The sequence below is a fragment of the Serratia sp. TMDUHS_CL genome (assembly GCF_037137105.1).
GTDB lineage: Bacteria > Pseudomonadota > Gammaproteobacteria > Enterobacterales > Enterobacteriaceae > Serratia > Serratia nevei.
The window spans coordinates 160,478-175,643 of the sequence record NZ_JBBBDV010000012.1; the positions used below are offsets into that span (position 1 = coordinate 160,478).

The window sequence follows — 15,166 nt, forward strand, 5'->3', positions numbered from 1 at the left end:
ACTCAGCATCATCCGTCAGGAGAAGCGGCGGCGGCTCGGGCAAAGTTCAGGCATGGAGGAGACAATCACATGACCCAGACGTATGCAAAGCGCTTTGCGCAGGTCTTTGACTATATCGATCGCCACCTGGACGAGGCGCTCACCGTCGAAAAACTGAGCGAAGTGGCCCACTTTTCGCGCTTTCACTTTCAACGCCAGTTTAGCGCGTATTGCGGCATCTCGGTGTGGCGTTATATCCAGTGGATGAGGCTCAAACGCGCCTCGTACCGCCTGGCGTATAACCCGCTGGAGCCGGTGATTGACATCGCGCTGGACGCCGGTTTTCAAAACCCGGAGTCCTTCAGCCGCGCCTTCAAACAGGCGTTCAGCCAAACGCCAAGCCAGTTTCGCAAACGGCCGGCCTGGATCGATTGGCAGCAGCGCTTTCCCGAGCCGAAACACAAAAGGAAACAACCCATGAAGGTAGACATTGTCGACTTCCCGGCCACGCCGGTGGCGATGATCGAACATCGCGGCCCGTCCGCGCTGGTCAACGAAACCGCCGCGCGCTTTATCGAGTGGCGCAAAACCAGCGGCCTGTCGCCGGTCAGAAGCAGCCGTACTTTCGGCATCGCACCGCACGATCCGGCCACCACCGAAGCGCAGGACTTCCGCTTCTTCATTTGCGGCGAGGTTACTGCACCGATCCCGGAGGGTAATGCCTTCGGCGTGGTGAACAGCACGCTGCCGGCCGGGCGCTGCGCGCTGCTGCGCCATCACGGCTCGCTGGATGGGCTCTCGGAAAGTGCCCATTATCTGTACCGCGAGTGGTTGCCGGCCAGCGGCGAGGAGCTGCGCGATTTTCCGCTCTATTTCCACTACCACAACTTCGTGCACGAAGTGGCGGAATATGAACTGGTGACCGATCTTTACCTGCCGCTGAAGTAACTGACATCTGGCTCCGCAAGGAGCCAGATTGACGTTAACAGGACGGCGACGAACCTTGCGGCGGCAGATAGCGCTGCGGATCGAGCGCGGTCGCGCGGTAGCGGATCTGGAAGTGCAGGAACACCGAATCGGTGCCGGTGCTGCCCATGGTGCCGATCTTCTGCCCCGCCTTCACATCCTGGCCGTTGCGCACCAGCGTGGTGTCGTTGTGGGCATAGGCGGTAATGAAGTCTTCGCCGTGCTTAATCATGATCAGGTTGCCGTAGCCGCGCAGCTGGTTGCCGACGTACACCACTTTGCCCTTGGCGGAAGCGTAGATCGGCTGGCCGCGTTTGCCGGCGATGTCGATGCCCTTGTTGCCGCCATCTGAATTGGAGTAGGCCTGCACGATCCGGCCGCTGGTCGGCCAACGCCAACAGCGGGCAGCGCCCGGCGGCGGCGTTTGCTTGGCGATCGCGGCGGAAGAAGAAGAGGTTTTACGGCGCGTGGCGGCGGTTTTGGTCGGTGCGCTGCCGCTCAGCCGCAGTTTCTGCCCCACTTCCAGGCTATAGGGCGGGCGTATCTTGTTGATTCTGGCGAGATCGCTGACTTCGCTGTCGGTGATCCAGGCAATGTAGTACAGCGTATCGCCCCGTTTGACGGTGTAGGACTTGCCGGTGTAGCTGCCCTTCGGCAGTTTGTCGTAATCGCGGTTGTAGGTGTTTTTACCCGAACACCCGGCCAACAACAGCCCCAATGTCAGACACACCGCGATGCGGCGCCACCCAGCCCATTTGCTTCCTGTGCTCAAATCCAGTCCTCAGTCGTCGTTTCGGTTCTGATACGCGTCAGCCGCACAGTGTAACATTTGCGCCGGGTCAGTCAAAAACCCCCAGACGGTCTATGCTAAACAGGTAAGGATGACTGATTAATTACCCAACGACGAAATGGAGTACTGTCATGTTGAACCTCGACCGCAATAATCTGCCCCTCCTGAGCGAAGAACTGCTCAAAAAGCAACGCACCACCCTGCTGATCATCGCCTTCCTGCTGCTGGCGGGCGGGATACTGTGCCTGGTCAATCCTTTCGCCTCCGGCGCAGCGCTGAGCATCGTGGTCGGCATCCTGCTGCTGTTGAGCGGCGCCGGGCTGATTATCGCCATGATCGCTAACCGGGCACAGAATACCTGGCCGATGATCGGCGGCATTTTGCTGGGCGTGGCCTACCTGATTATCGGCTATGTGTTCATCACCAGTCCGCTGGCGGGCATTCTGGCGCTGGCGGTATACCTCGCCGTGCTGTTCGCGCTTGGCGGCATCGCTCGCCTGGCAGCGGGCTACATGCGCCGCGGGCTGCCGGGCAACTGGCTGCAGTTCGTTATCGGCGTGCTCGACTTGATCATCGCCTGGATGCTGATCGGCTCAGGCCCGGCGGCATCGGTCACGCTGGTGACGGCCATCGTCGGCATCGAGATGCTGGTCAGCTCCTTTGCGCTGTTCCAGGCGGCGAATCTGTTTAAACGCGCCTGACGCTACCGGCCCGCCGCCGCGGGCCTCATCGCTTTCGTTGTTTCCAGACAAAACAAGGCGATACCCCCTCTGCTTGTCCGTGGTTATCTTCATCGGTAAGTGCCAATATAGGCGCAGACAAGGGAGCTGAAACCGATGACAACCCATTCCAACCCGTTGAACTCGCGGGAAGTCTGCCTGCAATTACGCCACTTCAATCAGGTAATCGGGCAACAATGCCGCAATATGGCGCGCCAAAAAACCACCTGCCCATGCTGCCTGACGGACATTGCCACCGGCTGCGACGCCGGTATCAAACTATGCGGGCAACAGTTAGCCAAACCCAGCCCGCAAACCCCGTTATTCCAGCAGATTCGCAACTTGCTGCTCGATCTGCGCGCCGAAGCGAAAGGGGTTCGCCGAATCGAGACGCTTAATCGCACCAACAACGAAATATCCTGGCTGTTGCGCGAGCTGTATTTCGAGACGTTCTGACCCCGCCTTTGTCGGGGCAGCTAAAGCGCCAGACTGTAGTAATGTTCTTCCTTTTCAATCTTGCCGATAAAGCGAAAGCCGAAGGTGAGATACAGGCTTTTGGCGACGAGATTATGTTCATCAATCATTAGCGTCACCTGCTCTATGCCGTGCAACCTAAAATCCGCGAGTATCGCGGCGAAGCTCTCACGCCCCAATCCCTGCCCCATAAACTTATGGTCAAGCATATAGCGACACAGCTCGGCCTCATGTGGGTTATGCGGCCAGCACTTGTACATGAAAAAACCGATGAGCTCGCCGTCGCGGTAAAGCGCGCGGGGCTGGCATTCCGGAAAAAACGCCGCCTCGGAAATAGAGATGGCGTTACAGCAAATAAACGCCTCGAACACGGTGCCAACGCCGTCTTGATTCGACGTCAGTTCGCACACGTCAAACAGGTTATCGCGGTTAATCTCGCGTATTTCAATCATAACGGTATCCCAGTAGAAGTAAGCGGCGAACTCCAGCATTCACCCTGGCGCTAACCATTGCTCTGCAGTCAGCTCGCTACTTTAACGCATCGCCGCCGGCATACAACGCTCCCACTGTTCACCCCACTTTACGACCGCCGTCACACCTCACCACCGCCAAATTGCGTTGGTTATAGAGTCGTCTACAATTCAATCGAATTACCCCCTACAACATCAGAAATTATTATTATTAGAGGTGATTATGTTACAGAAACACGAAAACGTAATAAGTATGACTGTACTAAGCCCGCAAGCCACCCAACAACTGATGCCTTCGTTTTCCTCCTTGCCCCACACGCAACACGCCGACGGCAAATATCGCCTGCGCCGTTATTCGGTCGTCAAATACCTCAACCCCAACGTCGCCGAAGTGGGGCCGCGTACCTTCATGCAGTCCGATCAGATCAACCACTTCCAGGGCAACGTGGTGCGCCGCTTCGAGCCTATCGACAGCGCCGTGCTGCAGAGCGCCGGCATGGCGGAGATGTGCAACCTGTTTGCCGAAAATAACGAACTGCCGGAGGGTGCCGAGATAGAGATCCACCAAATGCGCGTGGTCGCCATCCAGAAAGATACGCTGGTGGCGCCGGAAGGCATTCACCAGGACGGTTTCGACCATATCGCCATGATCGCCATTCACCGGCACAACATCGTCGGCGGTGAAATCATGCTGTACGACGACAGCCACCACGATCCCTTCTTTAAAAAAGCGCTGGCGGACGGTGAGGCCGTGCTGCTGGCAGACAGCAAACTGTGGCACAACGCCACGCCGATCAACGCCGTAAGCCCGAAAGAAGAAGGCTATCTGGATCTCTTCGTCCTCACCGCGCGGGGAGAGAAAGCATGACCTTTACGCCCGAGCTCGCCCGCGCCCAGTTCAGCGCCCTGTCCCAGCACATCGACGGCAAGCCGGCGATCTTTTTCGACGGCCCCGGCGGCGCACAGGTTTCACGGGGCGTGCTGGAAAAGATGACGGACTACCTGGGGAAATACAACGCCAACCTGGGCGGCCACTACTTCTCCAGCCGAGTCACCGGCGAAGTGATGGGCCAGGCGCGAGAATCGGTGCGCGCCTTGTTAAATGCGCCTTCGCCCGACAACATCGTTTTCGGCATGAATATGACCACGCTGACTTTCCATCTCAGCCGCATCATCAGCCGCGACTGGCAAGCCGGCGATGAGGTCATCGTCACCGCGCTCGATCACTACGCCAACGTCTCCAGCTGGCAGCAGGCCGCCGCAGACCAAGGGGCCGTGGTGCATCAGATACCGCTGGAGAGCGCCGACTGCGCATTGGACGCCGCAAAGGTGTGTGAGCGCATCAACGCCAATACCCGCCTGGTGGCGGTCAGCTACGCTTCCAACGTCACCGGCAGCATCGTCGATATCAAAACCATCGTCGAAGCTGCGCATCGGGTCGGCGCGCAGGTGTATGTCGACGCCGTGCACTATGCGCCGCATAACCTGATTGACGTGCAGGCGCTGGGCTGTGATTTCCTGGTGTGCTCCGCCTACAAGTTCTTTGGCCCGCACGTCGGCATGGCCTATATCGCGCCGCAGTGGCTGCAAAGCCTGCGGCCGTACAAAGTCGAGCCGGCCACCGATGTCGGCCCCGGCCGTTTCGAGACCGGCACGCAAAGCTTCGAGGCGCTGGCCGGCGTCGCGGCGGCGATCGACTATCTGGCGCAGTGGGGGACGCCGGGCGCGCCATTAAGGCAGCGTTTGCAGGAGAGTTTCGCCGCCTACCACCGGCATGAAGAGGCGCTGTGCCGCCACTTTTTGCAACGGCTGAAGCAACTCGACGGCGTGCGGCTCTACGGCCATTCACAGGCGGACAGCACGCGCCGCACGCCAACCTTCGCCCTGACCTTCAGCGGCCAGACGCCTGACGCGATCGCCCGCCGCCTGGGGCAGCACAACATCTGCGCCGGCAGCGGGCATTTCTATGCGCTGGGCCTGATCCAGCAGCTGGGGTTGCAAGACGGCGGCGTGCTGCGCATCGGCATGATGCACTACAACACCCAAGGCGAAATAGACACGCTGTTTAAGGTGATCGCCGAAGATATCCTCAGTTAACTCGCCACATCGGCCCGCTTACCTTATTGAGCGGGCCATCGCGGCACGCTGGGGGTAGAATCAAGGGGATTTTATTTTAGAAATGGATTTTTATTTTGCGAAAATATGCAGTTATCGCCGCCGCATTGATGATGTCTTCCTGTGCCACGCCGGAGAAATGGGAAGCGCAAACGGCAACCCCAACGCCCCTTGACGCGGCCAGAACCCACTGCCGGCAAGAAGCCGAACAGCGCTATCCCGTGAACCTGTCTTTGCACGCCAGCTCGCCGACCTTCTCCTCCATGACGATCAACGGCACGGAGATCCCCAACGCCGGTGGCGGCGCTTTCCCCTCGGACAGTAATGAAATGCGCAGAACAGAATTCGTTAATGCCTGCATGAAATTGGAAGGATGGGAAAATAAAAATAAGGTGACGGGATTATTGGCATTTTTATTTAACTAGCGGCAACACGGAATAACTCGGAATTACCGCGTTCAGGCAGCGGTAATTCCGCCCTATTGACCGGCACCGACAGCCTGACTATTTTGCTACGATATAACAGGTTACACCTCTCCTCCATTCAGGGCGATAATCAAACAAATGGAATAAATCAATTTATGAGTGAGAAAGACACCCCCCTAAAAAAGCCGCAGAGCCATATCAACAAAGCGGTATTCTTCACCTCTGCAGTCCTCATTTTTCTTCTGGTCGCGTTCGCCGCCTTTTTCCCCGACGTCGCTGACAAGAACTTCAAGCTTCTGCAGCAACAAATTTTCACCAACGCCAGCTGGTTTTATATTTTGGCCGTGGCGCTGATTTTGCTCAGCGTGACGTTTCTGGGGCTTTCCCGCTACGGCGACATCAAACTTGGCCCCGATCATGCGCAACCCGATTTTCGCTACCACTCATGGTTTGCCATGCTGTTTTCAGCGGGGATGGGCATCGGCCTGATGTTCTTCGGCGTGGCAGAACCGGTTATGCACTATCTCTCGCCACCGGTCGGCACGCCCGAGAGCGTCGAGGCGGCCAAACAGGCCATGCGCCTGACCTTTTTCCACTGGGGGCTGCACGCCTGGGCGATCTACGCCATCGTGGCGTTGATTCTGGCCTTCTTCAGCTATCGGCATGGCCTGCCGTTGACTCTGCGCTCTGCGCTTTATCCGATCATCGGCGAACGTATTTATGGCCCTATCGGCCATGCCGTCGATATCTTCGCCGTCATCGGCACCGTATTCGGGGTCGCAACCTCGCTGGGTTATGGCGTGTTGCAGGTCAACGCCGGGCTTAACCACCTGTTTGGCGTGCCGATCAACGAAACCGTTCAGGTGATCTTGATCGTGGTGATTACCGGGCTGGCCACCATTTCCGTGGTTTCAGGGCTGGAGAAAGGCATACGCTTTCTGTCAGAGCTGAACCTTGGCCTGGCGTTGTTGCTCCTGGCCCTGGTCTTGCTGTTGGGGCCAACCGTCCTGCTGTTGAAATCCTTTGTGGAAAATACCGGCGGCTATCTGTCCGAGCTGGTCAGCAAGACGTTCAATCTGTATGCCTACGAGCCAAAATCCAGCAACTGGTTAGGCGGATGGACGCTGCTCTACTGGGGGTGGTGGCTCTCCTGGTCGCCTTTCGTCGGTATGTTCATCGCTCGGGTTTCCCGCGGCCGAACCATCCGCGAATTTGTCACGGGCGTGCTGTTCGTCCCGGCAGGCTTCACCCTCATGTGGATGACGGTGTTCGGCAACAGCGCCATTTACCTCATCATGGAACAGGGCGCGACAGACCTCGCCACTACGGTACAGCAAGATGTGGCGTTGGCGTTGTTTAACTTCCTGGAGCATTTCCCGTTCTCCAGCGTGCTTTCGTTTATCGCCATGGCGATGGTGATCGTCTTTTTTGTCACGTCCGCCGATTCCGGCGCCATGGTCGTAGATACGCTGGCTTCGGGCGGCTCCAGCAACACGCCGGTTTGGCAACGCATTTTCTGGGCGTCGCTGATGGGCATCGTCGCCATCGCCTTGCTGATCGCCGGGGGGCTCAGCGCGCTGCAAACCGTCACCATCGCCAGCGCATTGCCGTTCTCGGCCATCTTGCTGATATCCATTTACGGTTTGCTTAAAGCGCTGCGCCGCGACCTGACCAAGCGCGACAGCCAAAATATGGCCACCATCGCCCCCACCGCCGCCCGCAACCCCATTCCCTGGCAGCGCAGGCTGCGCAATATCGCCTATCTGCCAAAACGCTCGCTGGTTAAGCGCTTTATGGATGAGGTTATCCAACCGGCCATGACGCTGGTGCAGGAAGAGCTGAGTAAACAAAACACGCTCAGCAGCATCAACGCCACTGCGGAAGACCGCATTCGTTTCGAGGTCGATTTGGGCGATGAGCTTAACTTTATCTATGAAGTCAGACTGCGCGGCTACAGTTCGCCGACGTTCGCTCTGGCCGGGCTGGATAACGATGAACAGCAAGCCGAGCAGCACAAGTATTATCGCGCGGAGATCTACCTGAAAGAAGGCGGCCAGAACTACGATGTCATGGGCTGGAATCAGGAACAGTTGATCAACGATATTCTCGACCAGTACGAAAAGCACCTGCATTTCTTGCATCTGGTGCGCTAAAGAGCGACATGCCGTCCCCCGGGGCGGCATTTTTTTGCCCTGCTTTCCTCACCACGGCGCTGATGATGCTGATGGGATGGCGGACAACCAGTGATAACGCTTACAGGGGCAAAGGATTGGGTTGGAGTAATCTTTCGGAGAATCAGGATATTTTCAGGAGGGAGTGCGGAGGGTGAAGGGAGTAGAACGCCATCAAGTAAATCCAGTAAACACGCCAATCACTAACTTTACAAAAATTAAACTACACACATTCCTATACACATTTGTTTTCGCTTGCTGCGATTTCGTATAATTTTTAACCATGCAGGGAGGGGATTCTATGGGGGCAGCAAGTGACGACAACTTACTCAGCAGTAAAGTCGTGTCCGCGCACTGCGAAGGATCTCCACTCTGGTGTGCAGTCTGGTACAAGCCTCTGATACAGAAACCGGCCAGGGGATAGAGGTTGAACCACAAAAGACAGAGCAATAATAAAATAACTGCCCGCGAAGCCCCATCCCACCGTTTGAAAGAGTGTCACCCCTGATGTTTCTCTATATATAAACAAAAACATGTTGGTTCAGTCAGTTCAGTTGGTTCAATTTGTAAGGATGATTGTTTTGTATGGTTTTATTTCAAAAAAGTGAACCAACAGCACACCATTTTGAACCAACAAATGGAGTTTAGGTGTTGGTTCAGTTCCAATACCGCTCTTTAGCTACCCACCAATGTCACAGATCTCTTCAGCAAATCAGATAACTGACACCGACCGCGGTCTACACCTCTGAGCAGTTAATCGCAAATACGGAGATATATCTATGAAAGCAGCAATTGATAAAAAAAAGCTCATGCAAATAGTGCCGCTGTCTTGGTCCACCATCAATGCGCTAGAGAAGGCCGGAGAATTCCCTAAACGATTTGCCATCACAGAGAGTCGCGTAGCGTGGAATAGCGATGAAGTAGAGGTTTGGCTTGATGGCCGGCAAGAGGCTGGCACCGGTAAAAAGCCAACAAACGCTCCAGATGTTAGGCAACGCAAGACGCGCCCTGTGCGAAAGTGATTGCAATATAAGTCACGGTAAAAAGTGATCCCGGCCCTGCTCAGTGATGAGCACTACCTGCAGATCACCGCGTTGGTTGAGGAGTTGGCAGACAAGGTCCATAGCGTTGCCAGCATCGTGCGTTAAGTCGAGGTGATGCGCTACTATAACATTCTGCAGTGCGCCAAGAACATGGCGGCGATCGCCACACACGCAACCTTCATCGCGCTACAGACGAAGGTGCAGTAATCAGCCAGAAACTCGGCCGCTTGAAGATGCGTCCACAACTGGACGCATCCCTCACCCACATTCTCTTAGTTACTTATCTTTAATTATCAACATTATCCAGGCTTGGATAATGAAACCCAGGCCATCCATATCGACCACGTAATAGGAAGGATGAGACCACTACACTTTTTGTGTAGTTCCAGTAGTTTACTCTTATTTTGTTTCAGCACTGGCAGGCAAACTACCGCCCGGGCTGAGATTGACTACAGTATTAATTGTACTCATAATGAACACGTAGATTACCAGAATGGTAATCGAACTGGAGGTTGACTATGTTCAGCGAAAATAAAACAGCTCAAATGGCTGGTTACCTGCTGCTGAAACGCGGCGGGCGCATGGCATACATCAAGCTCATGAAGTTGCTGTACCTGGCAGATCGTGAGTACATGATCTGCTATGGAGACTCAATGACCGGCGATAGGGCTGTATCAATGAATAACGGCCCGGTGCTCTCTCGTACTTATGACTTGCTGAAATCAGGAAGCCCAGAGGAAGAATCTCCTTGGGATGACTGGATTTCTGGTGAGGCTAACTACGAGGTTTCAGTCAAAAAAAATGTTCATAGTGTTGATGATGAAGACGCTTTTGACGAATTGAGCCGCGCCGACAAGCGGATTTTGGATCGTATCTTTGCTGAGTACGGGCATTACAAACGCTTTGAACTCTGCGATCTTACGCATCAAGTCTGCCCTGAGTGGCAGAACCCTCATGGCTCATCGGTGCCGATCAGCCCAAAAGCCATTTTCATGGCCGGCGGGAAGTCGGAAGAAGAAGCCATTCTCATTCTGGAAAGAATGAGAGAGCGTGAACTCCTGAAGCAATTTAGTAGCGAGCTTGCATGACAGCGTACTCACCATACAGGAAAGGCACCGTCCTCGCCCCTGTTGGTGGGTCTAATCACCTGCACGTAATCTGCAATGACCCAGTTCATTATCCTGTCCATGGCTGCGATTGCGTTCTAGCGGTGAACATCACCACAATCTACCCGGCGCCGGCACACCATGATCCTGCATGTATACTCCGCGCCGGGGATCATCACTTCATTCATCATGATAGTTACGTCTACTATGCTGATGCCATCATCTGGAAAGTTCCAAACGTTGTATCCAGAGAACAAAGCGGCGAGATTACGATTCACAGGGCAATGGATGAGGTAGTGTTTCAACGAGTTCTTGCTGGGTTTGAAGCATCAGACTTTACCACCGGTAAGGTATTAAAATTCTTCCGCCAGCATTGTTAATCAAACCCCGCAAAGGGATTTTTGTTGCCCATTGAATTATTTCAGGATGAATAAATGGATAGTACACTTCTCGGGGCGTTGATTGGTGCAGGTGTAACACTGGCGGCCGTAGCTCTAACCGCTGTAGTGAACTATCACTTCACACAGAAACAAGAAAACTTAAAGCTCAAAAAACAAAAGAAAGAGGAGTTGTACCTTTCGATAATAGATATGGAAAGGGCAATGTATCTTTACTTTATATGCATTAGCCACGCGTACAACAATGTAGAATACAGCATTGATAGCATTGACATGGCTCGAGACAAATCCATAGCAAAGATGGAACTTATCACCACGGTTTACTTTCTGGAATTGAACATTGAAAGATCAATGGAAGCAATTTCTACCTTTGAGCAATCTTTTGTATACTACCTAAGAGATGGTTTCAGAAGAGAATTTTCGGCTTCTGACGTGGTTAATGCGACAACCTTGTATAGGAATATCGAGAAAGAAACCACAGCTATGAAAGCAGAACTGATGGCATTATAAGCCCCATTATGGCTTGGTGGTTGGCCACCTAAAAATTTACCGTGACGTAATGAAGACCCTACTTTCCTATCAGTGTATCTAGCTTACTGGCGAGAAGTTCCGACGCAGCACTTAGCCTCGCTTTGTACTCCTCTGAGCGGCGAATCGTTAGTCGGTGCGGTCTTTGCTTACCTTTCTTTTCCATGAGGTTCATTTCCTTGCAGTGATAAGCATAAGTACAAAAAATGACAGGGTGCCCATAGAGCCCCTCTTAAATTATCTTAGGTTATTCCTTTTCATTCTTAATAATAGAAACCCAATTAATAGAATGACAATAATTGTTATTGGTGATGATATAAAGCAAAACGTAGCTGATAGATAAGATAGCGGAGTTCCATCTACAACACCGCAAAGAGTTTGTTCATTGTGAATTTGCGTTATCCTATCATCTATAATTGCATTAAAAACATCTTTCTTAATGCCATGTTCTGGCACGTTAACAAAGCTAACCCCATAGTTCATAAGCGCTTCGTCAGCTATACCTTTTTCAACAAAATCAGAACTACTTTTTGCTGACATACCGTCTAGCTTTGAATTTCTAAAGTACGAAACCAAAGCACTATCATGCCATCCGGATGATAGAGAAGCGGTTAACGCCTCACTGAAAGATGGCGGAATATTGCATAAAGACTGATTAACCCCTGCTACGGGGTTATCTGTGTATATTGTCACGGTTCCTCCTTGGCTATCTTCCAAGCATAAACTGAGAAGGTGGAACAATGAAGGTATTCCCCTGCTCTTTTTCTACCCGCTGGCGATATCGCTCAAGAGAACCTGGGCTAAGCCATTCTTGCGCACGGTTAAGAATGAGATAATTCATCGCCGGGCGCACTACGTGCAGGTTCATGAACGGCGTATGGTCAATACCAAACTTCAGCAGATCAGCCGCTTTCGCGTCACCGTCTCTCGCTCGCAAGAACAAGTTGCGGATCTGGTCCAGGTCGCCAACGGCAGGGCCCGCCAAGCTCGATGCCAGACCACCGCCAAACCGGTTATATTCACCAAAAAGGAAATCACCCATGATACCGAGACCACCACCCTGCGCCGCTGCAGCCAGGAACGTTTTGGCATCCGCCGGGCGTGGTGTCTGACCTTTCAGTAACAGCTTGGTTTGCATCGATACATAGCCCAATGCCGTCATCCAAATAAACAGTTGGGCCAGCCCCATCTTTTCGCCGTTACCATTGCGCATGGCATTGGCCAGGCTGGTAAAGCGACTTTGCCCCAATTCTGCCGGCGTATAACCTCGACCATATATTTCACGCCCGATGGTATTCTGCATGAAAGAACCAGTAAACGATTTGAACTGTCCACCAAAGCGGATGGCCTCACCAAGGGGGGTGCCAGGCTGCGTGCCCTGCTTCATCATTGCACGGGTTCTGGCGCCAGGCTCTGACATAGCAATGAGCACACGGTCAAGATAATACCCACGCAGCTTACCTTCCAGCGACTCACGCGCCGCAGCAATGCTGGATTTATTGACTTGAAGCCCATCGGCAGCAACATATTCAGCGATCCGCTCATCTGGAATATATTTAACACCATTGGGGGTCATGTGCTGATTGCCACGGACGCTATCCATTTCCATGTCGCGATAAAGATTCCATTCACGTTCGGTGATGCCGCTGGAGTTAAGCACCCGTCGCAGGTCATCATTCATGGAGGACCAGGCAGATTTTGAGTTTCGCGCCATCCAGTTGGACATTACCAAGCCCATAGATTTTCGACTGTTCTCTGTCCACCAGTTCAATAGGTTTAGCTTGAAGAAGGTACGCTGCAACCGTGATATGCGCCCAGGCACCGACGTATCACCGGAGAATTTAGCTATCATCTCATCGCGTACTGAGTCAGTAAAAATCCCCATGTATCCAAGAATTTCTTTCTGATCTGCCGCGCTGTATCCTTTGAGCTTTCCTGCGATGCTTTTCCCCATTGCATCCATTAAATTCATGCCCTGGTAGCGCAGTTCCATCGCAGCGTTGCCAACGTCGTTAAACGAAGATATTACCGCCCCGCCAAGCTTGGTCATTCCCTCTACCGCCCTGATGGTTGCCCCGGCTCTGGCTATCGCTGAGTTGGCAGGTATGCTGTTGTACCCCAAAATTTCTGAAAGCTCATTTTCCAAAGCGCGCCGGCGCCCGGCAAAATCAGCCTCAGCCGCAGGATTGTTCAGCTTCTTGAGTCGCGCCTGTTGAGTTTCGAATAAATGACCGAACATATTTTCAGGGTTTGTGCCGAGTACCCGCATTACGCCGGTAGTCCTAGCGGAACTGGTTAGCCCTGACATAACAGATTCGCGCAGGTTGCCAACACCATAGGCCTTATTGTACTCATGCCATGCAACGCCATCCTTAAAGTGTAAAACGCGCTCTTGGCTCGCACGCTTAGCCTGATTAGATCCACCTTTAAATCCGGATAACCAATCCGACTTCTGATTACTCAAATGGATACCAGACGCCAGACCGTTATAGACGCTCTGCAAAAACTCGTCGCGATTAGCTACGCCGTCGAAGGTGGAATGATCAAGGCGGGGAAGAATTGTATCCCGCCAAGCCTCGTACCCAGCCCCCCGGATTTTCGCCCAGTCATGGCTTTGCCGCGTTATATAACCAGCCAGCTTGCCAATGAATGACCCTGCGCGGTTGCTATCAAGCCTTGCCACCTCTTGCCATTTGTTAATTATCTCGGCAAGTTTGATAGACTCTTTCGACAAGCCTGCTGTTGGCTCTCCGCGACCTACTTTCCAAAGCGCATCGGCGATCTCTTGGTCATACTCACCAGAGGATAGGGCCTTGGATAGCCCTGACTGATTTAAATCATGCTCAAAGCCTGCAATGTATTTCCCCTCAAGCTGCCCCTGCTCGCGAGACGCCGAGGCGCGGAAGCCTTCCGCAGCCTCATTGCGGGAAACCAATAGTGCTGATAGCGCTATATCTGGCCGATCGGCACCAAGAGATTCTTTGCTATTGTTTAAAAAGCTTTCGAGCTTAGTCCTGATCTTAAGGTTAATCGCCTTGTTACGAGCCTCGATCACCCTGGCCAGTTTGTCGCCCCTGACCATTTCATCAGCAGCTTTCAGAGCGGCCTCTTCAAGAGTGATTGAGGCGTTCTCTGCCTGATAGCGATCGATGTTTCTCCGAAGCTGCCCGAACACATCCTGTAGTTCATCGTCTGACAGATCACGGCCGGCGGCCTTAATAACTATTTTTTCACAGTCAGCCAAATAACGGTTTGCCATCACATTTTACCTATCATGCAGCCAGCAGCGGCCTGGATACCTTTTTGCAGGCTGGTATCGTTAGCTTCCTGACGAATTGTTTTAAGTTCTTCTTTGAGCTTTGCATTGTCTGCAGAGTCAGCGAGCGCATTAAGAATGTTTAATTCGGCCTCAAAATCCTCTTGAGCATTAAGCATGTCGGCATCTTCACGGTTTGCTCGCTTAGCCTGTTGCTCTGCTGCTGCACTGACAGAATCAGCAACGGGATCGGGCGTAGGCTGGGATGGTCTTGAAAGTTGCTCAATAGCAGTTGGTCTTTTTACCGGGTCCATAAGGTCAAAGAATGGATCTACCTTGATATCCTCACCGCGCTTCGCCTGAGCTATGGCAGCCCGCATAGCGTTTTCTCGAATGGAGATATCAGCATCATCAAATCGCTGGGATGCCGTTCGCACACCGAGGGCAAGCGGGCTTTCTTGCAATCCTTCTCTTATCTGCTGAGCACGTCGCTCAATCAGCGGCTTGACAGAATCTGGTATGACGCCCTTGCTTATATCTGCAACATCCTGTGCAGCCCTGGCCCCTTCGACATGATTATCTATCTGTTGTTGAAGTTCTGTGTTTCGCGACTCCAGGACGGCTTTTTCATCAGAAATATCCTGGCGGGCCTTAGCTTGCGCCTCTTTAAATTTCATTCGTTCAGCCTGGTAAACTGACGTCCTTTCTTTCAATGTTGCATCTAAA

The 15,166-nt window shown here is 53.2% G+C and carries 14 protein-coding genes and 1 pseudogene; 10 read left to right on the forward strand and 5 right to left on the reverse strand.

Annotated elements, in window-relative coordinates:
- Nucleotides 1-69: 69 nt before the first annotated feature.
- Nucleotides 70-927 carry an AraC family transcriptional regulator gene (locus WCL58_RS20325; RefSeq protein ID WP_197848174.1) on the forward strand — a complete coding sequence of 286 codons (858 nt, stop codon included), beginning with the start codon at nt 70-72 and terminating at the stop codon, nt 925-927.
- A gap of 34 nt (nt 928-961) precedes the next feature.
- Here WCL58_RS20325 and actS read toward each other — a convergent pair whose 3' ends face one another.
- Nucleotides 962-1,717, reverse strand: a complete 756-nt coding sequence (gene actS, locus WCL58_RS20330; protein WP_048234629.1) for an amidase activator ActS — start codon at nt 1,715-1,717, stop codon at nt 962-964.
- Nucleotides 1,718-1,866: 149 nt separating this feature from the next.
- Here actS and WCL58_RS20335 point away from each other — a divergent pair, with 149 nt between their 5' ends.
- Nucleotides 1,867-2,436, forward strand: coding sequence for an HdeD family acid-resistance protein (locus WCL58_RS20335; protein WP_033644791.1), 570 nt, complete (start codon nt 1,867-1,869; stop codon nt 2,434-2,436).
- 135 nt (nt 2,437-2,571) lie between these two features.
- On the forward strand, nt 2,572-2,910 hold the full coding sequence (locus tag WCL58_RS20340; RefSeq protein ID WP_049194795.1) for a hypothetical protein: 339 nt from the start codon (nt 2,572-2,574) through the stop codon (nt 2,908-2,910).
- Nucleotides 2,911-2,930: 20 nt separating this feature from the next.
- Here the strand turns inward: WCL58_RS20340 and WCL58_RS20345 are convergent, their stop codons facing one another.
- Nucleotides 2,931-3,380 (reverse strand): GNAT family N-acetyltransferase, encoded by a 450-nt coding sequence (locus WCL58_RS20345; protein WP_336851535.1) that lies wholly within the window; start codon nt 3,378-3,380, stop codon nt 2,931-2,933.
- A 271-nt stretch (nt 3,381-3,651) separates the two neighbouring features.
- On the opposite strand from WCL58_RS20345, the gene WCL58_RS20350 reads away from it, so the two are divergent.
- From WCL58_RS20350 to WCL58_RS20380, 7 genes are all read left to right on the forward strand, one after another.
- Nucleotides 3,652-4,266 carry a 2OG-Fe dioxygenase family protein gene (locus WCL58_RS20350; RefSeq protein ID WP_224217742.1) on the forward strand — a complete coding sequence of 205 codons (615 nt, stop codon included), beginning with the start codon at nt 3,652-3,654 and terminating at the stop codon, nt 4,264-4,266.
- Nucleotides 4,263-5,495, forward strand: coding sequence for a cysteine desulfurase-like protein (locus tag WCL58_RS20355; RefSeq protein WP_159318579.1), 1,233 nt, complete (start codon nt 4,263-4,265; stop codon nt 5,493-5,495). Before WCL58_RS20350 ends, WCL58_RS20355 begins: the two co-directional genes overlap by 4 nt.
- 128 nt (nt 5,496-5,623) lie before the next feature.
- Nucleotides 5,624-5,938, forward strand: coding sequence for a hypothetical protein (locus WCL58_RS20360; RefSeq protein WP_075335108.1), 315 nt, complete (start codon nt 5,624-5,626; stop codon nt 5,936-5,938).
- Between the two features lie 155 nt (nt 5,939-6,093).
- Nucleotides 6,094-8,091: a BCCT family transporter gene (locus tag WCL58_RS20365; protein ID WP_047729946.1), complete on the forward strand. Its 1,998-nt coding sequence runs from the start codon at nt 6,094-6,096 to the stop codon at nt 8,089-8,091.
- A gap of 797 nt (nt 8,092-8,888) precedes the next feature.
- Nucleotides 8,889-9,131, forward strand: coding sequence for a helix-turn-helix transcriptional regulator (locus WCL58_RS20370; RefSeq protein WP_130016941.1), 243 nt, complete (start codon nt 8,889-8,891; stop codon nt 9,129-9,131).
- Between the two features lie 539 nt (nt 9,132-9,670).
- Nucleotides 9,671-10,240 (forward strand): Panacea domain-containing protein, encoded by a 570-nt coding sequence (locus WCL58_RS20375; protein ID WP_062792636.1) that lies wholly within the window; start codon nt 9,671-9,673, stop codon nt 10,238-10,240.
- Between the two features lie 452 nt (nt 10,241-10,692).
- Entirely contained in the window at nt 10,693-11,166 is a 474-nt protein-coding gene (locus tag WCL58_RS20380) for a hypothetical protein (protein ID WP_062792637.1), read from the forward strand.
- 255 nt (nt 11,167-11,421) lie between these two features.
- Here the strand turns inward: WCL58_RS20380 and WCL58_RS20385 are convergent, their stop codons facing one another.
- The 3 genes and pseudogenes from WCL58_RS20385 to WCL58_RS20395 all read right to left on the reverse strand — a co-directional run.
- On the reverse strand, nt 11,422-11,877 hold the full coding sequence (locus tag WCL58_RS20385) for a hypothetical protein (RefSeq protein ID WP_130016940.1): 456 nt from the start codon (nt 11,875-11,877) through the stop codon (nt 11,422-11,424).
- A gap of 13 nt (nt 11,878-11,890) precedes the next feature.
- Nucleotides 11,891-14,443: a hypothetical protein gene (locus tag WCL58_RS20390; protein ID WP_336851536.1), complete on the reverse strand. Its 2,553-nt coding sequence runs from the start codon at nt 14,441-14,443 to the stop codon at nt 11,891-11,893.
- Nucleotides 14,443-15,166: pseudogene (locus tag WCL58_RS20395) on the reverse strand (hypothetical protein); the annotation flags it as partial. The gene WCL58_RS20390 and the pseudogene WCL58_RS20395, both read right to left, overlap by 1 nt.